Genomic DNA, 19,460 nt, shown 5'->3' on the forward strand with positions numbered 1-19,460 from the left:
ATACGTTGAGAGTGGCAAGGAGTGGGTGACCTCCTTGCCTTTCCCTTTTTCGTCGTCCACTGCGGATGGACAGGCCCCTCGCCGTCATGTCGTGAGATGCGCATCGGTCGACTGGGCGTCTTCCTCAGGTCCCGGTTCCCGGGAGCCTCGCCCGCCCACGAGGTCCATCTCGCGCCATTCCGGCCGCAGCCCGGCCAGGTTGGTGGTGAGGAAGTACGCGGCCCCACCGGCGAGGAGCACCGGCGCAAGCCCGGCGGAGGCCACCGCCGCCCCAGCGATCAACCCACCCAGAGGGATACCGGCCCAGGCCAACGAGTCACCGAGCGCGTTGACCCGGCCCAGCATCCGGCGCGGCACCCGCTCGAAGAGCACGGCCCCCAGTACCGGGTTGAGGAAGCCCGCGCCGAATCCACTGACCGCGAACACTGTCAGTACAGCCCCCATCGGTGCATCGAAGGCGAGGATCAGGAATCTCGGCGCCCCGGCCAGCAGGAATCCGGTGAAGAACACAATCCGACGCCGCAGCCGGTGCGCGGCCATAGCGGCGACCAGGCTGCCACCGACCGCCGCGGCCCCACCGACGCTGCCCACCAGGCCGATCGCGGTGGGCCCGGTGCCGGACTCCCTTGCCCAGACGGGGATGAGCACCGTGGTGAACCCCGCGTCCAGGAGGTTGGTGACTCCGACCATGACGATGACGGTGAGCAGCAACAGCTCGCCGCGAAGGAAGGTGAAGCCCTCGCCGAACCGCCGCCAGTAACCCGGCCCCGTCGCCCCGGCTTGCGACGCGGTTTCCTCGACCGCATGCCCCATGCCGCGAGGCAGCGCCACCGCGACGATCAACGATCCGAGCGCGAAGCAGCCCGCGTTGACGACAAGTCCCGACAGGGGGCCGAGCAGCGTCACCAGGGAGCCGCCGGCCGCAGGACCGACGGTGGATGCGAGCCGCTCGGTCACGCCGGCCAGGCCGGTGGCTCGTTCCAGTGGCACCCGGCCGTGCTCGGCTGCCTCCGGAACCATCACCTGCTTGGCCAGGTCGCCGGGGCCGCGAACCGCGCCGATGAGCGCGACCAGGGCGAGCAGGAGCGGAAAGGAGAGCAGATGCAGGGCATGGAACAGGGGAACCGCAGCGGCGGCGGTGGCGCTGGCCAGATCGGTGGTCCAGGAGACGGATCGCGGACCGATCCGGTCCACGAGTGGTCCGGTGAACGCCTTGACCACCACGTAGGGGGCCATCTCGCAGAAGGCGACCAGTCCGGTCCGGGTGGCGCTGCCGGTAGTGACGAGCACGAACCAGGGCAGTGCGACGGCCGAGACCCGCGTACCGGTGAGCGACACGGCGATGGCGGCCAGTACCCCGCCCAGCGGGCGTAAGGACCGCCTGCCGGGTATGCCGTCCGAGCCAGAGACACTCTCCGTCATGACGTCTCCGCTTCTGTCACCGTCTCAGGACTGCGATGCGACTCCGGTGCGGGCACGTCCAGTTCGGGCAAGAGTTGCGTGACAACACCGATCCGCTCGGCTCCATCGGGGGCGCTCGCGGCCGCCTCCGGCGTGTCGCGGCGATAGCGGGCGATGACGGCCCTCAACTCCTCGCGCAGGGCTACGGCTTCTTCGGGTGTGAGCCGCAGCGCCCAGTCGCTCATGTCGAAGGTGTCCTGCCAGGCACGCGGCATCGTCTGCAACTCGTTCAGCGTCCGCTGGGTGCGAAGGGTGTAAGTGGCGGCGACGGACTGCAGAAAGGCCAGTGTGGCCTCGGGCTCTCGGACAGCCAGGTCCCGGTCGTTGAGTTCCGTCGCCTGATGTACGGAACGCCACCAGCGCTCGCGCGCGTTGCCGCGTGCCGTGTCCTCTTCGACGAAGCCGGCCGCCCCGAGCTGGCGCAGGTGGTAGCTGGCCGTACCGGAGTTCACGCCGAGCCGTTCCGCGAGGCGGGTAGCGGTGGACGGGCCGTACTTCCGGAGCAGCCCGACCAACTGGACTCGCACTGGGTGCGCCAGGGCGCGCAGCCCCTTGGCATCCAGAACAACCGCGTCTCCTTCGACTCGAAGGGCGCCCGGCACGTCACCTGTGTCAGTCATATCGCGCACCCTAGACCGCAAACAGTTCTTTGCGAAGACTTCTTCGCGAAGAACTGTTTGCGGTTCGGTCAGGCCTAGGATGCGAAGGACTGCATCGACCACCTGCGGGGGACGTGTTGAAAGAGTTGGCCTGTGTCGCGCCGGACGTCCGGGAACGGCTCGTCGTGCGGTTCGGAGCCGAGGTGCTGGACTGGTGCGACGCGTTGCCGGCTCTCGTCGGCGAACTCGCCGCTCGCTGGAGTCTGGAAGTCGTCGCGACCGGCGGGGGAGGCACCTCGCGGGTGTTCCGCTGCTTGAGACGTGACACGGGCACCTCGGTGTGGCTGAAACTCACACCGCAGCCCGCCATCGCCCGAGAGGAAGCCGAAGCCCTGCGGGCCTGGGCTGAGACGCCGTCGGTTGTCACTCTGCTGACCGACGACCTCGCCGCCGGTGCCCTGCTACTGGAGAACGTCGAGCCGGGAGTGCCGGTGCGGCAGCTCGCCTGGAACCTGCCCGGCGTCGCGGCCCTGCTGCGGGAACTTCGGGGCTCTGCTCCCGCGTCGGGGGAGCGCTCGGTACTGCGGCCTCTCTCGCACCGGGTCAACTTCGTGTTCGACCTCACCGACCGGAGGCTGGCGGCGGCGGGCGTGGACGGTCTGCTCGCCCCGGCGGTGCTCGAACAGGCCCGGGCGGCCGCCCTGGAACTCGCCACCGGTGGACCTGTGGGACTTGTCCATGGTGATCTGCACCCGGCCAACGTCCTGTCCGGTCCGGGTGCCCGCATGGTGGCGATCGATCCGAGGCCTGCATGGGGCGACCCGGACTTCGACGCTGTGGACTGGGTACTTGCGGGGGTCACAAGCTTCGCTGCGTTGGAGCAGCGGATCGAGCAGCTGGCGAGGATGGTTCCCGGCCAGTCTCCCGATCGTGTGCTGCGATGGTGCCGGGCGCTGGCAGCCGTCAATGCGGTCCCCGGAATGTGCGCGGGGCGGGACGACGCGGAAACCCGGTTCCTCATGCTCCTGGCCGGCGTCTGACCCGCCCGGTGGTTGTACCGGAGCCGGTCAGTCGTTGCCTGTACCTTTCGGCAAGGCCGCCCCTCGATGTCTCCGAGCGGACCGCTGAAAAGGATTCCTCGACTGACCGTTCACAGGGACCTCAGTCCAGCTCGGGAGGGAAGATGAAATCGTTGAGATCGCCGTCCAGGTCGCCTCCGATCGAAATATTGTTGGTCTGATTGATGGTGATGTTCTTGTTGCCCTCGCCGACCTGACATGTGAATTGCTCGGCCAGGTCGCTGCCGACCACGTTCGCCAGATCGGGGTCCGCATCGGCTTCTGAGCATGCGCTGGCCGGTGTGGCGCCACCAAACAGGGCGAGGGCTGTAACAGCCGTTGCTACTCCGATTTTCACGTGCTGACGCACTTTTGCCTCCATAATCCTGACCTTCGGGCCGACAGGCTGATCATCATGAAGTATGACCAAATTATCCATGCGCGTTGGCGTGCATTCGGGTGAAGTCAATGCCATCCGTCGGCAGGTGTGGGATCCAACTGGTCTGAGGGCCCGCAGATATGACAGGTTGACATGTTCGCAAGTGATCTCCATGGCCCGGACCACCGGCCGGGGCCGCACCTCCCTGGCGGACGTCGCTGAGACAAGCCGCATCCAGGGCCAGGGCCTGAACCCGAAGAGGCGCGGCTTCGCCATGGGCCGCGGCCCGTGCTTGGCGTCCGTGGCGCGCAGGCGCATAAGGTTCCCGAATGATCGAGGTACCGGAAGCCTTCGCGCGGACCACGGTGGAGCGTGAAGGGGAGGTGGGAGCGGCATGGCTCGCCGAACTGCCGCAGATCGTGGACGAGTTGCTGCGGCGCTGGGGGTGCGGGCCGGACGGCGAGGTCATGCACGGGGGCGTCGGGATCATCGTCCCGGTCCGACGGGGAGACGGCGCCGCAGCAGTCGTGAAGGTGTCGTTTCCTCATCCCGGCAACGTGCATGAGCCGGATGCGTTCGTGGCCTGGGGTGGGCGCGGAGCCGTCCTGCTGCACGAGCGCGACGACGACCGTTTCGCGATGCTGCTCGAGCGGGTCCACACATCGACGCTGGCGGAGGTTGAAGACGGCGAAGAGGTGGTGACGGTCGCGGGGTTGATCAGTCGCCGCCTGGCCGTTCCCGCCCCGCCCGGCCTGCCCCGGCTGCGTGATCAGGCCGATGCGTGGGAGGAGCAGCTGCGCAAGGACGCCGGGGAGCTGGCTCACGCGTTGCCGGGGCATGTCGTGGACGCCGCCGTGGCGACCGTCCGAGATCTGGGTCGTGCCCAGCCGGACCTTCTCCTGCACGGCGACCTCCACGCCCGCAACATCCTGCGTGGCGAACGTGAGCCCTGGCTGGCCGTCGATCCCAAGGGGTATGCCGGAGATCCCGCCTACGACGGCGGCACGCTGCTCAAGTCGCGTGCCCTGACGCTCCTCGAAGCGGACGACCTACGTCGGGCTGTCCACCGCGTCCTGGACATCTTCGCCGAGACAGCGGACGTCGATCCCGCGCGCGTCCGGCGCTGGGCCCAGTTCCACGCCGTCCAGGCCGCGTTCTGGGGCCGCCGTCATGGATTCCGGAGGGCCCGCGGTGGAGCAGGACGGGACCGGCTCGTCGAATTCGTGGACCACCTCGCGGAGTTGCTGACAGAGGGAGCAGCCGTGATCCGGTAGTCCGGGCCGGCGCACGGGGACCGATCGGACGGCGACCGCTCGCGCATGGCTTCGGCGAGCGGGGGCTCCATCGGATGTTCGGGCTGCCCGCGTCAGGCGTTGCGCCCGTCGCCGACACCCGAACTTGAGCCTGTCACCGCTCAGATGGACTTCAGCTGCCACGCGTACGTGCCCTGGGGGTGGCCGTGCCGTTCTCGGCGAAGACGTCGACGCCGGCACTGGATAGGTCGGGGAAGATCTGGTCGGTGAGCCTCCCAGCCCGAGGGGGTGCTGCGTCCGCTGCGCGACCCGGCCGCCGCGGACGACGACCACGACGAGGAGCAACTGCAACGGCCGAACGGCGAGCAACCGGCGGGGCGGGGCGTCGTTGAGCCGGCGCCGACACGCCCGCGCCCGAGGCTGCCCGGAGCGCTGCCCCCACTGCTCAGGACCGTTGTCAGACGGTGGTGACGGTGGTGCCTGCCGTTTCGAGTGCGGTGATCTCGTCGGCGGGGGCGGCGGTGTCGGTGACGAGGGTGTGCAGGAGTCGCGCGGGGCCGACGTGAGCGAAGGCGGTGCGACCGAGCTTTCCGCTGTCAGCGGCCACGATCGTGCGGCGGGCTGCAGCCATGGCGGCCTTCTTCACGGTGGCGTCGTCGAGATCGTAGGCGGTCAGCCCGTCAGCGGCGCTGAGCCCGCAGCAGCCGAGGACGGCGGTGTCGAAGCGCAGAGCGGAGATCGAGGCGAGGACGAGAGGGCCGGTCAGGGCGCCTTCGGTGGCGCGGGGCTGCCCGCCGGGGACGAGCAGAGTGGCCGGTCCGGGGGTGTCACCGAAGACGTGGACGGCCGGCAGGGACAGCGGCATCACGGTGACGGGGCGTTCGCGCAGCAGGCGGGCGAGCTCCAGGCACGTGGTGCCGCTGTCCAGGAGCACGGTCTCGCCGTCGGCGATCAACGCGGAGATCCCGGCGGCGATTCGGCGCTTGGCGTCGACGGCCTCGCGGGCGCGCAGGGCGAACGGCGGTTCCTCGCCGCGCAGCAGCAGGGTGCGGGCCCCGCCGCGGAAGCGTTCCAGGGCGCCTTGGGCGGCCAGAGCGTCGAGGTCGCGCCTGATGGTCATCTCGGACGCGCCGGTGAGCTCGGCGAGTTCGAGGACGGTGGCGCTGCCTGCGTTCCGGACGGCCTGGGCGATCAGGGTGTGGCGCTCCGCGGTGTTCATACCGAGATTGAACCGCACCACTCAACGCACAAGCAACTTGTTCGAAAGCCGTCTTTCGCACACGAGAAATGTTCGTTATGGTCGCCGACATGGAACGCTCGCTCCGGGCCGCCCGCGTGGCGACCTACGTCTACTTCGTCCTGTGCGGCACCCTGATGGGCGCCTGGGTGGTGCACATCCCCGCCATCGAGACCCGGGTCGGCATCAGCCATGCCTCGCTCGGCGGCCTGCTGGTGCTGCTCGGCCTCGGGGCCTTCGGCGGCATGCAGGCGGCCGGCCGCCTCACCGACCGCCTCGGCACCCGCACCGTCGTCCCCGCCTCCGGCGCCCTGTGCGCCGCGTCCCTGGTACTGCCCGGCCTCGCGCCGAACCCGTGGACGCTGGCCGGCGCGCTGCTGGTCTTCGGGTTCACCAACGGCTGCCTGGACGTGAGCATGAACGCCCACGCCGTCCACGTGGAGAAGGCCTACGGGCGGCCCGTCATGTCCGGCTTTCACGCCACCTTCTCGGTCGGCGGCGTGATCGCCGCCCTGGCCGCCGCCGCGGCCGCCGCCGCCGGCCTGGGCCCTGCCGCCACCCTCGCCGTCCTCGGCGCGTTCGGCACCGCGACCGCGCTGCTGACCGCGCAAAGCCTGCTGCCCGGCACCACGCCGCCCGCCGAAGCCGACGACGAGTACACCGAAACGCCCGCGCCCGCCGCGAAGAGCGGCGTCCGCCGGCAGATCCGGATCTTCGCCCTCCTGGCACTGATGGTCATGCTCGGCGAAGGCGCCGCCAACGACTGGAGCGCCCTGCACCTCAAGGACGTGCTCGGCGCACCCGCGAGCACCGCCGCGTTCGCCTACGGCACCTACGCCACCGCAATGACCACCGGCCGCCTGCTCGCCGACCGCATCGTCACCCGCTACGGCTCCATGGCCGTCCTGCGCTATGGCGCGGCCACCGCCGCCGTCGGCATCAACATCAACGCCCTGACCCCCTGGGTGTGGGCCGCGTTCGCCGGCTGGGCGCTGTTCGGCCTAGGCCTGTCAGGCTGCGTCCCCCAGCTGCTCAGCGCCGCCGGCCACGCCGACCCCGCCGCCGCCGGCGCCAACGTCTCCCGCGTCGCCGGACTCGGCTACCTCGGCATGCTCGCCGGCCCCGCCGTAATCGGCTGGCTCACCCACCTCACCGCCCTCAACCACGCCTTCCTGCTCCTCACCCTGATGTGCGCCGCCACCGCCGCAAGCTCAGGCATCCTGCGCACCGCCACCACCGCCACCGACCGCACGCCCGCCCCGGCGGGCAGCACCCACTGAATCACCGTTGACTGCTGTACCGCTTCTACTCAGCACCGGTCTCCCGGCGTCCGCGAGCGCCCCGCTCAGTTGCCGACGTAGTCCGCGAGGTGCTCGCCGGTGAGGGTGGAGCGGGCGGCGACCAGGTCGGCGGGGGTGCCCTCGAAGACGACGCGGCCACCGTCGTGGCCGGCGCCGGGGCCGAGGTCGATGATCCAGTCGGCGTGCGCCATGACGGCCTGGTGGTGCTCGACGACGATGACCGACTTGCCGGAGTCGACGAGCCGGTCGAGCAGCCCGAGCAACTGCTCGACGTCGGCGAGGTGCAGGCCGGCGGTCGGCTCGTCGAGGACGTAGACGCCACCCTTCTCGGCCATGTGGGTGGCCAGCTTGAGCCGCTGCCGCTCACCGCCGGACAGGGTGGTGAGCGGCTGGCCGAGGGTGAGGTAGCCGAGCCCGACGTCGGCGAGCCGGCGGAGGATGGCGTGCGCGGCCGGCGTGCGCGCCTCACCACTGGCGAAGAACTCCTCGGCCTCGGTCACCGGCATCGCCAGCACCTCGCTGATGTCGCGGCCACCGAGGTGATACTCCAGTACCGATGCCTGGAACCGCTTCCCCTCGCACTCCTCGCAGGTCGTGGCGACCCCGGCCATGATCGCCAGGTCGGTGTAGACGACGCCGGCGCCGTTGCAGGTCGGGCAGGCGCCCTCGGAGTTGGCGCTGAACAGTGCCGGCTTCACTCCGTTGGCTTTCGCGAACGCCTTGCGGATCGGCTCGAGGAGTCCCGTGTACGTCGCCGGGTTGCTCCGCCGGGAGCCGCGGATCGCGCTCTGGTCGATCGACACCACCCCCGCGCCGGCGGGGATCGACCCGTGGACGAGGGAGCTCTTGCCGGAGCCGGCGACGCCGGTGACGACTACCAGCACCCCGAGGGGGATGTCGACGTCGACGCCCCGGAGGTTGTGCGTCGTCGCGCCGCGGATCTCCAGAGTGCCGGTGGGCTTGCGGACCGTGTCCTTGAGCGCGGCCCGGTCGTCGAAATGGCGGCCCGTGATGGTGCCGCCGGCACGCAGGCCCTCGACGGAGCCCTCGAAGCAGACGGAGCCGCCCGCCGTACCGGCGCCCGGGCCGAGGTCGACGACGTGGTCGGCGATCGCGATCACCTCCGGCTTGTGCTCCACGACCAGCACCGTGTTGCCCTTGTCCCGCAGCCGCAGCAGCAATTGGTTCATCCGCTGGATGTCATGGGGGTGCAGGCCCGTGGTGGGTTCGTCGAAGACGTAGGTCACGTCGGTGAGTGGGGAGCCGAGGTGGCGGATCATCTTGACGCGCTGCGCCTCGCCGCCCGACAGCGTGCCCGACGGCCGGTCCAGCGAGAGATAGCCGAGGCCGATCTCCGCGAACGAGTCGAGCGTGTGCTGCAGCTTCGCGAGCAGCGGGGCCACCGACGGCTCGTCCAGGGCGCGGACCCACTGCGCCAGGTCACTGATCTGCATCGCGCAGGCGTCGGCGATGCCGATCCCCTTGATCTTCGACGACCGGGCCGCCTCGCTCAGCCGGGTGCCGCCGCAGTCGGGGCAGGCGGTGAAGGTGACCGCCCGGTCCACGAACGCCCGGATGTGCGGCTGCATCGCCTCCCGGTCCTTGGCGAGGAACGACTTCTGGACCCGGAGGATCAGTCCCTCATAGGTCATGTTGATGCCGCTGATCTTCATCCTGGTCGGCTCGTGGTGGAGGAAGTCGTGCAGCTCGGTCTCGGTGTACTCGCGGATCGGCTTGTCCGGGTCGAGGAGCCCCGAGTCCTTGTAGAGCCGCATGTTCCAGCCGCCCGCGTTGTAGCCGGGGATCGTGATCGCACCCCCGGCGAGCGACTTGGTGTCGTCGTAGAGCTGGGTGAGGTCGATGTCGGTCACCGTGCCCCGGCCTTCGCAGCGCGGGCACATGCCGCCGGTGATCTGGAAGTCGCGCCGCTCCTTCACGGTCTTACCGCCGCGCTCGATCGTCACCGCGCCCGCCCCGCTGATCGAGGCGACGTTGAAGGAGAACGCCTGCGGCGAGCCGATGTGCGGCTGCCCGAGCCGGCTGAAGAGAATGCGCAGCATCGCGTTGGCGTCGGTCGCGGTGCCGACCGTGGAGCGGGGGTCGGCACCCATGCGTTGCTGGTCGACGATGATCGCGGTGGTCAGCCCGTCGAGGACGTCGACCTCGGGCCGTGCCAGTGTCGGCATGAAGCCCTGTACGAAGGCGCTGTAGGTCTCGTTGATCAGCCGCTGCGACTCCGCGGCGATCGTGTCGAACACCAGAGAGCTCTTGCCCGAGCCGGAGACGCCGGTGAACACCGTCAGCCGACGCTTCGGTATCTCGACGCTGACGTCCTTGAGATTGTTCTCGCGTGCGCCGTGCACGCGGATCAGATCGTGGCTGTCGGCGACGTGAGGCGCAGGCGACTGCGTGTCCGTCCTCGTGGCCATGCTCATGGTGTCTCCATCTGTCGGGCGGCCGCCTTCGCGGTCTTTCGTGGGGATCGCCTTGCTCGATCAGACCGGCTTCGAGCGTAACGGCCGCTCTTCCCGGTGCCGGGCCGATCGGCGGGGCCGACCGTGATCAATGCATCCCGCCGCGTCCCACGTCCTCGCGATCCTCGAAGGAATGCTGGAATCCGTGGAGGTCACCCTAGGCGGGCCGCGGTGACAGGCGCTTCTCGAATCCTGATCCGTCACGATGGCCGGCCGATGCATCAAGGGCCGTGGAAGAGATCGGGGTGGCTCGGCAACCGGTACTTCGACCGGTACCTCATCGTGGGTGGGGCGGCGCCGGTCCCAGCCCGGACCTGGAGCCGGACAAGGTTTGCGCCGCCCGGCCTCGGGCCGGTACGCCGTTCAAATTCCTGCAGCGGCTGCCCTTCGTTGGCGGGATGTCCGCCTGACCGATCGGCCGAGGTCACGGGGGCGCGAGTGGCCGCTTCACGGTCCCGTCGGACTCCGCGACGACCTCGGCCCGGCGGCCGCCCGCCACGTCGGCCGGGTGCGGCATGTCATGGAGCACGGCGACACCTCGCTGCGGCTGCGGGCGGCGGTCACGCTGTGGTCGATCACCGGCGAGCCCGAGCTGAGCGTGGCCGTCCTGGAGGAGTACGTCCTTGCGTTCGCCGACGGCGACGACGCCTACGGCTCCTTCCGCGACGCACTGCGGGCCCTCGCCCGGATCGGGACGGTCTCTCCGGTGGTGCGGGCAACCCTGCGTACGGTCCGGGAGTCCGACCGGCGGCTGTCGACGTACCGGGACTACCGGACGTTCCTGCAGGACGAGGAGATCCGGTCCGCGATCGACGACGTCCTCGCCCTGCCATGGACACCGGCCGGGGACGATCCGCGACACGACCGAGCGGTGCCTGTTGAGTCAGATGTCCGGGGACGTCACATCTCCGGACACGTCACGTATCGGAGTCCTCACGAGGCGACCCCGGTCAGGGCGAGGAATTCGCTTCGGGAGCGGGCGTCGGAACGCAGCAGCCCGAGCAGGGTCGAGGTCATGGTGCTGGAGCCGGTGGCCTGGACGCCTCGCAGGGTCATGCAGGTGTGCTCGGCCTCGATCACCACGCCAACGCCCTTGGGCTCCAGATGGGTCTGCAGCCAGTCGGCGACCTGCTTGGTGAGGCGTTCCTGGACCTGTGGGCGGCAGGCGAAGTGCTCCACGACACGGGCCAGCTTGGACAGGCCCAGGATCCGGCGGCCGGGCAGGTAGCCGACGTGGGCTGTGCCGACGAACGGCAGCAGATGGTGCTCGCACACCGACCGGACGGGGATGCGGCGTGCCAGGACGAGTTCGTCGTAGCCCTCGTCGTTGGGGAAGGTGGTCAGGTCGAAGGGGCGGGGGCTGAACAGTTCGGCATACGCGCGGGCCATCCGGCCCGGTGTGCCACGCAGGCTCTCCGAAGCGGTGGAGACACCGAGGGCCTTGAGGAACTGCGCGGCCGCCTCTTCCGCGGCGGTCAGGTCCATACCGCCGGGTTCGTGGACCACCCGCAGGGTGCGCTCTGCGGGTGCCGCTTCTTCCTGGTCGTGGGGGTGTATGCGGGCGGTGGCGCGGGAGACGAGGTCGGTCATATCAGCTGCCGCCGATACCGAGGGCGGTGAGCAGGACCAGGACGAGGGTGACCACGGCGAGAAGGCCGTGTGCCAGCACCACCGGGAGCGGGAAGTGCCGTTCGGCAGGGAGCGTCCCGTCTCCTTGAGCGGTTGCTGCCGCTGGTGTGGCCGTAGCCGTGGCACGGTCGCGGTAGACGGGGATCCAGCGGGCCAGCATCACGAACCCCAGCAGGGCGACCGGCAGGAGCAGACCGAAGGCGGTCCAGGCCAGGGCGCTCTTGTCGGCCACGACATAGATGATCCATACCACGAGTCCGATCGCGGCCAGGGCGAAGTGCCCGAAGACCACCGGCGCGGGCAGGCGGCTGGCGCCGGACTGCTGCTGCCCGATTCCGCCGCGTTGGATCCAGGTACCGAGCATGTAGAAGCCGCCGAGGGCGGTGACCACCCAAGCGATGAGCGCGGCGATGTCCATGGGAGAACTCCGAATGGTGAAGAGGGACGATGAGGTCGGAGGACCGTCCGGCGTGCAGGGCGTACAGGCAGCGTCAGACAGGGGAGTTGGCGTCCCCCGTGCTGCGGCCGGCCCTGTATCCCTCGGCCTGGGTGCTCTCGTCGGCGACCCGTACGCCGTAGCGGTAGGCGAGCTTGCCGCCCAGAAATCCGGAGACCCCCAGGACCGCGAGGCTGACCGCGGACAGGACGAGCGGGCCGAGGCCGACACTCCCGCCGTCTGTGTAGTCGCCGCGCCGCCACAGGAAGTTGACGGCGTAGGCCGCGGTCACCAGCAGGTTCAGCGTCATGTGGATCAGGGCGGTGCGAAAGGCAGGGGTGCCGGCGGGGATCGCGAACAGGTCGAGGAACCCGACGACGGCCGCCAGTAGCGCACCGATCACCCCGATGCCGATCAACCATTCCGAGCTCTGGGTCAGGAATCCCGGACGGTCGACGACGTGAGAGGCGATGTCGAACGCCAGGCCTGCCACCCAGGCACCGATCGGCACCGTGACCAGAATCGGGTGGAACGGATGGCCGTACGGGCCGGCGAGCGAAGCGCTGACCGGGCGCTTCGCCGGAAGCTGGGACTCACTGGTCATCGCGACCTCCTATTTCACCAACAAATCTTGGTCTTATTGAGGCTGGTCGTCAAGACACCCGGACCCGTGATGTGGGGGCCAGGGGAACGCCTGTGCGCAAACGGGCCGGAGGGCGGCGGGTCCTGTGGCTCTTCACCACTCCGCCACCAACGCCGCCATCGACCCTCGTCGGCGTTCCGAGCGCGCGAAGTCAGGCGGGGTGTGCGGAGGTCGTCGAGGTTCCAGCTGGTCAGGCGCGCGTCGGACGGCACGGTCGGGGCTGACGGCACGGTCGGGCTGACGCCGCCACTCGCGGACCGGACTTTCCGCTCACGGGTCGCAGGTGACGGCTGCCCCGGAGACTCAGAGGCTGAGCGTGACGGCGGCAGCGATTCCGCCCAGGCCCAGGGCGAAGGCCCCCTCGGCCCAGCCGCCGGAACCCCAGCGGAAGAGCCGGTCGATGGCCAGCCGCCCGGGGCCGATGGCGGCGACGGCCAGCGCGACGACGGCGATGCAGACGCTGTACTCCACCCCGCCGTCGGTCTCCCACAGGCCGTGGGCGCCGGTCACGGTCGCCATGGCATTGATCATCACGCCGATGAGGGCGGCGGCCGCGAGCGGGGTGAGCAACCCCACGGCCAGTCCGAGGCCGCCGAGGAACTCGGACAGACCGCAGATCGTGGCGAAGACCTTTCCCGGGCGGTAACCGAGGGCTGCGAACCCCTGCCCAGTCGCGGTCAGGCCGTTGCCGCCGAAGAGCCCGAACAGTTTCTGAGCGCCGTGCCCGGCCATCAGCAGTCCGAAGGTCAGCCTGATGAGCAGGAGTCCGAAGTCGGGCGCGAACGACCTTGCTGCGACGGTGTGCCGCACTGCCGGTTCCGCGGGAGCCGAAGCCCGGCGTACATAACTTTTCGTAACCATGAGATGCTCCCGTGAGCACGTACGGGAGGTGCTTCCCGGCCGGACCAGGCGCCGGGTCTCCAGGCCGACGACGGACAGCCAATGCCCAGGGCCGGCAGTCCGGCCCCGTGGTCGAACGGCATCGGCGAAGGATGCTCCGGGCGCGGGCCGTCCTGCCGCCGGCTCACCGCGCGCAGGCGGTTCCCGGTGCCGAGGGGCCTTCTGACGCGCTGTCCGCGCGCAGTTCGACGCAGCACGCGTCGGGTCGCGGGGCGAGCACCGCTGTGGTCTTGTCGCTTCCCAGGCCGTGCAGATACCCGGCGAGGAAAGCCTGGTTGACGGCGCAGACAAGTTCCGGAGCCTTGGCCGCCAGGGGGTGGAAGGGGCAGTTGCGCAGCCGCAGCAGGGCCGGAGCGGCACGCTCCGGCTCGTACCCGAACTCCTCGAGCGTGTCGGCCGCCAGGCTCAGCCCCCGCTCGGCACCGAGCCGTCCGGGGCGAGTCCGTGTGCGTTCGGCGCCGCCCAGGGTTTCGCCGTGCCGGTATGCCACGCGGAGCGCGGCGTCACGGGCGGATTCGGCCTCGGTCTCGGTCAGGACGGCCTCGGTCAGGACGTCGGCGAGCATTCCGTAACGACGCTCGGGGATGCTGACCGAGATGGCGTCGGCCACCGGCTCGTAGACCTTGGGCCTGCGGCCGACCTTGCGGATGCCGGTGGGGGATTCGTAGTGGGCCTGGAGCAGGCCGACCGCCACCATCTTGTCCAGGTGGAACGCGGCCAGCTTGCGGGAGATCCCGACGCTGTCGGCCACCTCCTCGCGCGTGACCGGGCGCCGCTCCTGCCGGATGAACTCGAACATACGGCGGCGCAGATCGTCGCCGAGGGCGGCGAGGGTGGTCAGCGAGGTGTGATCCAGTCCCACGGCTCCATCATATCGCCAAACGGATTAGGTGAAAACGGTCGAAATCTCGTTTGTTTCGAAGAGCACCGCCTTGCGTCTTGCACCGACCCGCTGGGTGAGGGTCCGGGCAGCTTGCCGCACCACTCGGTAATGAGATCGCCAAGCTTCTTTGAAGTCGGACTCCCGGAGTTGTTAGGTAAGGCTCGCCTGACCTAGGTTCAGCGGGTCCCCGCACGTCAGACCGGAGCGTCCCCATGTCCAGCGCGAACATCACCCTGCTCGGCGCGATCGCAGGCTTCACCATCTACCTCGGCCTCCCGATCGGCCGCCTGCGCACCCCGACCCCCCGTCTCAAGGCGGCCCTGAACGCCGTGGCCATCGGCATCCTGACCTTCCTCGTGTGGGATGTGCTGAGCCACGCCTGGGAGCCGGTCGACGAGGCGCTGGGCAAGCACGAGTGGGCAACGGTCGCGTCCGGGGGCGCCACCCTGGCCGCGGGCCTGACGATCGGACTCGCCGGGCTCGTGCACTACGACGCCTGGATCACCCGCCGTCGGAACGCCGCCGCACGGCCCGCGGGCCCCGGTGCCGCCGCCACCGCCGAACTGGCACCCAGGACGCGCAGCCAGGCCGGCTCCCTCGCGCTGATGATCGCCACCGGCATCGGCCTGCACAACTTCGCCGAGGGCCTGGCCATCGGCAACTCCGCCGCCAAGGGCGAACTCTCCCTCGCACTCCTGCTGATCATCGGGTTCGGCCTGCACAACGCCACCGAGGGCTTCGGCATCGTCGCTCCCCTGGCCGCCGAGGGCGAACGGCCTTCCTGGCTCACCTTGCTGTGGCTCGGCCTGATCGGCGGCGGTCCCACCTTCCTCGGCACACTCGTCGGCCGGCACCTGGTCGACGACACCCTGTCGATCGCCTTCCTCGGCCTCGCCGCCGGGTCGATCCTCTACGTCGTCATCGAACTGCTGGCCGTCGCCCGCAGGGCCGGACTCAAGACCCTCACCACCTGGTGCATCCTGCTGGGTCTCCTGCTCGGTTTCGCCACCGACGCGGTCGTCACGGCCGCCGGCGCCTGAACCCGCATCCCTGAGCCGCCATCCAGGGGCGCAGCCCACCGCGGTCCGGTCCGGACCGCGGTGGGGCGGTCGCCGTCCGGCCGTAGCGCTGCATGCGCCCGGGCGTGAAACAGCCGCCTCGATGGAGGTCGTGTCTCGGGAGGGCCGGCCGCTGCCGTTCCGCCGAACAGGTCCGCGAAGTGAGTGTGCGTTGTCCGGCCATCTCATCAGGCACGATGCGGCGATGGCGGGACCGCGGGCGAATTCGTCGGGTGACCGATCGGTTGCACAGAGCCACGAGTTCTTACACGGTGGGCTCAAGATCCCACGTTCACCGAAGGGAACACCCATGTTTGGTCTGCCCACACGACGTACCGCTTGCACCGTGCTCTGCGCCGCCTTCCTGGTCGGTGTCGCCGGCCCCGTAGCGGTGGCGGGCGACTCGGCCGGCGAGCGCAGTCATGCGGCTTCTCCATACACACCCGTAGCCGGCGCGGACGCGCTTCTGTCACAGCTCAAGAGCCTTCGTGACGCCCGGCTCGCCCCGGTCGCCGACCTGGCGAACGCCGTACTGGAGGCCGACAACGGCCGACTGCCCGCCGCCGAGGCCGAGAGGCTCGGCAGCGCCGCGCAGGACGCCCTCGCCCAGTTCCGGGCAGAGACCTCGGCAGCTGTGGCCGCGGACCCGGCGAGCGATGCGCTGGCCGCTTTGCAGAAGGCGATCGACGACCTCGTGCAGGCGTTCGGCTCCGGCGACGCCGGACAGGTGTCTGCGGCGGTCGCCGCCTTCGTGACCGCCCTGAACAACTACATCGAGGCCGTGCTGAACGGCAGCGGTCTGCCCACGCCGACTCCGACCCCCACGCCGACCCCGACCCCCACGGCCACCCCGACCGCCACCCCGAGCCCGACCCCTACGCCGACGGTGACCCTGCCTCCGCTGCCGAGCACCTCGGCCTCCGCGTCGGCCTCCTAGAGCATCTCGTTCCCGACACGGTGACGGACAGTCTGCCTCCGGCATCGTGAGGTGCCGGCCTGAACAGCGGTGCCGGCGGCCGCGGTGGGGACGCCGGCACCGCGAAGTGTGCACCGCGGTCAGTTCATTCAGGTCCTAGAGGTAAATGCCCCCCGGCGCACCTGCATCGGGGCGACCGTCGCGCCCTGAACGGCGGGCAGCGGGGCGGTACATCACTCGCCCCTCGCGAGGGCGCGCGCCAGAATGCGGGCCGCGGCGGCGATCAGCGTGTTGTCGACCGGGGCGTCCCGTGTGGCCTTCGACGACAGCACGGCCAGCACGATCGGCGTGTTCCTCGTCGTCCAGGCGACGCCGATGTCGTTGGCGGTCGCGTAGTCACCCGTGCCCGTCTTGTCCGCGACGATCCAGTCCTGCGGCAACCCGGCGCGGAACCGTTCGCCGCTGGTGGTGTTGCCCTTGAGCCAGGTGACGAGTTGCCGGCGATCGGTGACTGTCAGTGCCCTGCCCAGCGTCAGCCGTTCGAAGGTCCTGCCGATCGCCTCCGGTGTGGTGGTGTCACGCAGGTCGCCGGGGACGGCGGTGTTCAGGTCGGTTTCCCAGCGGTCGAGCCGGCTCACCGGATCGCCGACCGAGCGGAAGAACCGGGTGAGGCCGGCCGGCCCGCCGATCTGGCGCAGCAGGAGGTTCCCCGCCGTGTTGTCGCTGTACTGGATGGCGGCCGTGCACAGGTCGCCCACCGTCATGCCGGTGTCGACGTGCTGTTCGGTGATCGGAGAGTGGGGCAGCAGGTCCGCCGGTGGGTAGTGGATCACCTTGTCCAACGGCGAGCAGCGATCGTGGTCGCGCAGGATCGCCGCCGCGGCGAACGCCTTGAACGTCGAGCACATCGCGAACCGCTCCTGCGCCCGGTGGGACACGACCTGCCCGGTGAGGACGTTACGGGCGTACACGCCGAGGCGGGCGGCGTAGCGCTGCTCGAGATCACGCAACTCGCCTTCGGGGTCGCGCAGTCGGGTGTGCTCCGTCGCGGATGCGGCCGATGCCGTCACGGCGGGGAGGAGTACGGCTGTGGAAACGGCGGCGCCGGCCTTGAACAGGCCGCGCCGCGGCAGAGGGGTGGCACTGGTCATACGCAGAGTTCTCCCGGTGGTCCGTCGTCCGTTCCTCGAAGCTTCGGCGAGGGCCAGCGAAGCAGCGGAAGCCCACTCATGTCCAAGAGGGAACTTTCAAGACTGCATCACTTATTGATATGACTGCAGCGTGGACCTGTTGGCGCATCTCGAGGCGTACGTCGCGGTCGTCGAGGAGGCGAGCTTCTCGCGCGCGGCCGATCGGCTCGGGATCGCCCAGCCCCTTCTCAGCCGGCGTGTCAAGACGCTGGAGACGCACTTCGGCGGCCTGCTGTTCGATCGATCGCGGCGGCAGGTGGCGACCACCGAGTTCGGCGTACTCCTCCTGCCGTATGCCCAGGACGTACTGGACCGGACCCAGCGGCTGCGGCACGTCGCACGATCCGTCCGGCAGTCGGCGGTATGTGCCGTCGGAGTCCCGGGGGACTGCGGCCCGGCCGCGCTGGCACGCATCATCCGTGCCGGCGCCGAGCACGGCACCACCCTGGGCGTGCACGAACTGCCGCCACAGGAACGGGAGGCCCGCCTGGCCGACGGATCGCTGGCGTACGCGTTGCTGCGCGTCCCCCCGGAGAGCGCGGCGCTCCGGGTGCCGCTCGGCCTCGCGTCCGCGCCGGACGCGCCCGACGGGATGTACGACGGCCCGGCCGAGGCCCGGCAGCGGCCTCGTCCGCGCGTGGTCCACCTGGAAAACCTGCGGCCCCACCGCGGCCGCGACGCGACGCGCGAGCAGCGGTCCGCGGTTCCGATCCTCACGATGGCAGAGGACCAACTCCCTTACGCACAGGACCGGCTGCGTCGCGCGGCCGCGCGGGCCGGGCTTCCGGAAGGTCTGGTGCGTCCGGCCGGACCGGTGGCGACCGCGCTCGCCGAGACCCTCGCCGGGCGGGTGACGCTGCTGTGCGCCGAGCCGTTCGCACGGCGTCACGGGGCAGATTGGTCGCCGCTGGGCGACACGTCGCTGCACCGGGGATACGAACCGGGTGCCGGACCACCTCAGCGTGGCCCGGCGTCCGTGCCGGACTGGCTGGTGGCGCTGCTGGCAGCCGCGGTCGGTGCCACGACCGGGCCGCGCACGGCACCGTCCGTGGCCGCGGGTGAGGATGCTTCGCTGCGACTGGCGGCGCGCGGATGAACGCCCGCCCGCAGTACCGCCCGGCCCACGTCGCCGACGACGGTGACCTTCTCGACGTCGCCGAGGCGATCGCCGCGGACTGGGCGGCTCTTGGTGTCCGCGGGTCCTTCCTCGCCCGCCGGATCGACACCGGGGAACAGCTCGGCTTCGACGTCGATGAACCGGTGCCCCTCGCCTCGGTGGTCAAGGTCCCGCTCGCCCTCGTCGCGCTGGACCGGATCGCGACCGGGGAACTCGATCCGGCACAGCCGGTCACCGTCGACCCGGCCACGAGCAGCGTCGGATCCACGGGTCTCGCGGCGTTCCGGTACCCCGCCACCGTGGCCGTCGGCGACCTGCTCCTGATGATGCTCTCGGTGAGCGACAACGCGAGCGCTGACGCACTGTTCGACCTGGTTCCGGTCGAGGACGTCGACGCCCGCCTGCGCGCCTGGGAGTGTGCGGGCATCCGGGTGCGGCATCGGCTGAACCGGATGTACGAGTGCGCCGCGGGTGCCGCCGGCGACGACTTCTCACTGGCTTTGGAACTGGCCGTCCGTGACGACCGCACGGGGCGGCACACCATCGAGACACTGGACCCGGCCTACGCCAACGTCGGCACCGCCACAGCGCTCGTCGACTTGCTGCAGCGCGTGTGGCGGGACCGGATCGCCCATCCCGACGCGACCGCCGAACTGCGCCGACTGATGGGACTGCAGGTCTTCACGCAGCGGCTGGCGAGCGAACTGCGCGCGGACACACTCCGGATGAGCGGCAAGACAGGCACATTCCTTCACCTGCGGCACGAGATCGGCGTGGTGGAGGCCGAATCCGGAGATCGGGTTGCGATGGCCGCGCTCACCCGATCCGACCGCCGAGCCGGCCTGGCGCCGGACATCGACCTCGCGATCGGAACCGGCGCACGGCGCGCCTTCGAGGCGCTGCGCCGCTGAAAACGGGCAGCAGCC

The 19,460-nt window shown here is 70.2% G+C and carries 19 protein-coding genes; 7 read left to right on the forward strand and 12 right to left on the reverse strand.

The window, feature by feature from the left end:
- Positions 1–84 precede the first annotated feature (84 nt).
- Together N8I84_RS38310 and N8I84_RS38315 are read right to left on the reverse strand one after the other, a co-directional pair.
- Positions 85–1,422 (reverse strand): MFS transporter, encoded by a 1,338-nt coding sequence (locus tag N8I84_RS38310; protein ID WP_263234143.1) that lies wholly within the window; start codon positions 1,420–1,422, stop codon positions 85–87.
- Positions 1,419–2,081 carry an ArsR/SmtB family transcription factor gene (locus tag N8I84_RS38315; protein ID WP_263234144.1) on the reverse strand — a complete coding sequence of 221 codons (663 nt, stop codon included), beginning with the start codon at positions 2,079–2,081 and terminating at the stop codon, positions 1,419–1,421. The genes N8I84_RS38310 and N8I84_RS38315 overlap by 4 nt, the downstream gene beginning before the upstream one ends.
- 113 nt (positions 2,082–2,194) lie before the next feature.
- On the opposite strand from N8I84_RS38315, the gene N8I84_RS38320 reads away from it, so the two are divergent.
- Positions 2,195–3,100: an aminoglycoside phosphotransferase family protein gene (locus N8I84_RS38320; RefSeq protein WP_263234145.1), complete on the forward strand. Its 906-nt coding sequence runs from the start codon at positions 2,195–2,197 to the stop codon at positions 3,098–3,100.
- A gap of 121 nt (positions 3,101–3,221) precedes the next feature.
- Here N8I84_RS38320 and N8I84_RS38325 read toward each other — a convergent pair whose 3' ends face one another.
- Entirely contained in the window at positions 3,222–3,557 is a 336-nt protein-coding gene (locus N8I84_RS38325; protein WP_263234146.1) for a hypothetical protein, read from the reverse strand.
- A 269-nt stretch (positions 3,558–3,826) separates the two neighbouring features.
- On the opposite strand from N8I84_RS38325, the gene N8I84_RS38330 reads away from it, so the two are divergent.
- Positions 3,827–4,771 (forward strand): aminoglycoside phosphotransferase family protein, encoded by a 945-nt coding sequence (locus tag N8I84_RS38330; RefSeq protein WP_263234147.1) that lies wholly within the window; start codon positions 3,827–3,829, stop codon positions 4,769–4,771.
- Between the two features lie 436 nt (positions 4,772–5,207).
- Here the strand turns inward: N8I84_RS38330 and N8I84_RS38335 are convergent, their stop codons facing one another.
- Positions 5,208–5,969 (reverse strand): DeoR/GlpR family DNA-binding transcription regulator, encoded by a 762-nt coding sequence (locus N8I84_RS38335; protein ID WP_263234148.1) that lies wholly within the window; start codon positions 5,967–5,969, stop codon positions 5,208–5,210.
- A gap of 89 nt (positions 5,970–6,058) precedes the next feature.
- Between N8I84_RS38335 and N8I84_RS38340 the strand changes: the two genes are divergently transcribed.
- Positions 6,059–7,267, forward strand: a complete 1,209-nt coding sequence (locus tag N8I84_RS38340; protein WP_263234149.1) for an MFS transporter — start codon at positions 6,059–6,061, stop codon at positions 7,265–7,267.
- 65 nt (positions 7,268–7,332) lie between these two features.
- Here the strand turns inward: N8I84_RS38340 and N8I84_RS38345 are convergent, their stop codons facing one another.
- The 7 genes from N8I84_RS38345 to N8I84_RS38375 form a co-directional block, all read right to left on the reverse strand.
- The gene (locus N8I84_RS38345; protein ID WP_263234150.1) at positions 7,333–9,723 is read right to left on the reverse strand and encodes an excinuclease ABC subunit UvrA; all 2,391 of its coding nucleotides are present in this window, start codon (positions 9,721–9,723) and stop codon (positions 7,333–7,335) included.
- Positions 9,724–10,186: 463 nt separating this feature from the next.
- Entirely contained in the window at positions 10,187–10,624 is a 438-nt protein-coding gene (locus N8I84_RS38350; RefSeq protein WP_263234151.1) for a hypothetical protein, read from the reverse strand.
- 71 nt (positions 10,625–10,695) lie between these two features.
- Positions 10,696–11,247, reverse strand: a complete 552-nt coding sequence (gene folE, locus N8I84_RS38355) for a GTP cyclohydrolase I FolE (protein WP_263235018.1) — start codon at positions 11,245–11,247, stop codon at positions 10,696–10,698.
- Between the two features lie 106 nt (positions 11,248–11,353).
- Entirely contained in the window at positions 11,354–11,809 is a 456-nt protein-coding gene (locus N8I84_RS38360; protein ID WP_263234152.1) for a hypothetical protein, read from the reverse strand.
- 73 nt (positions 11,810–11,882) lie between these two features.
- A complete protein-coding gene (locus N8I84_RS38365) occupies positions 11,883–12,431 on the reverse strand; it encodes a DUF2231 domain-containing protein (RefSeq protein WP_263234153.1) in 549 nt (182 codons plus the stop codon).
- Positions 12,432–12,773: 342 nt separating this feature from the next.
- Entirely contained in the window at positions 12,774–13,331 is a 558-nt protein-coding gene (locus N8I84_RS38370) for a DoxX family protein (protein WP_263234154.1), read from the reverse strand.
- Positions 13,332–13,494: 163 nt separating this feature from the next.
- Complete coding sequence (locus N8I84_RS38375; protein ID WP_263234155.1) at positions 13,495–14,232, reverse strand: helix-turn-helix transcriptional regulator; 738 nt, start codon at positions 14,230–14,232, stop codon at positions 13,495–13,497.
- Positions 14,233–14,465: 233 nt separating this feature from the next.
- On the opposite strand from N8I84_RS38375, the gene N8I84_RS38380 reads away from it, so the two are divergent.
- Together N8I84_RS38380 and N8I84_RS38385 are read left to right on the forward strand one after the other, a co-directional pair.
- Complete coding sequence (locus N8I84_RS38380; protein ID WP_263234156.1) at positions 14,466–15,293, forward strand: ZIP family metal transporter; 828 nt, start codon at positions 14,466–14,468, stop codon at positions 15,291–15,293.
- 364 nt (positions 15,294–15,657) lie between these two features.
- Positions 15,658–16,248: a hypothetical protein gene (locus tag N8I84_RS38385; RefSeq protein ID WP_263234157.1), complete on the forward strand. Its 591-nt coding sequence runs from the start codon at positions 15,658–15,660 to the stop codon at positions 16,246–16,248.
- A 212-nt stretch (positions 16,249–16,460) separates the two neighbouring features.
- Here the strand turns inward: N8I84_RS38385 and bla are convergent, their stop codons facing one another.
- Positions 16,461–17,378: a class A beta-lactamase gene (gene bla, locus N8I84_RS38390; RefSeq protein WP_263234158.1), complete on the reverse strand. Its 918-nt coding sequence runs from the start codon at positions 17,376–17,378 to the stop codon at positions 16,461–16,463.
- 130 nt (positions 17,379–17,508) lie between these two features.
- Between bla and N8I84_RS38395 the strand changes: the two genes are divergently transcribed.
- Both N8I84_RS38395 and N8I84_RS38400 read left to right on the forward strand, forming a co-directional pair.
- On the forward strand, positions 17,509–18,513 hold the full coding sequence (locus N8I84_RS38395) for a LysR family transcriptional regulator (protein WP_263234159.1): 1,005 nt from the start codon (positions 17,509–17,511) through the stop codon (positions 18,511–18,513).
- Positions 18,510–19,445: a serine hydrolase gene (locus N8I84_RS38400; RefSeq protein WP_263234160.1), complete on the forward strand. Its 936-nt coding sequence runs from the start codon at positions 18,510–18,512 to the stop codon at positions 19,443–19,445. Before N8I84_RS38395 ends, N8I84_RS38400 begins: the two co-directional genes overlap by 4 nt.
- The last annotated feature ends 15 nt before the right edge of the window (positions 19,446–19,460 follow it).

The sequence above is a fragment of the Streptomyces cynarae genome (genome assembly GCF_025642135.1).
In the GTDB taxonomy this organism is placed as follows: Bacteria; Actinomycetota; Actinomycetes; order Streptomycetales; family Streptomycetaceae; genus Streptomyces; species Streptomyces cynarae.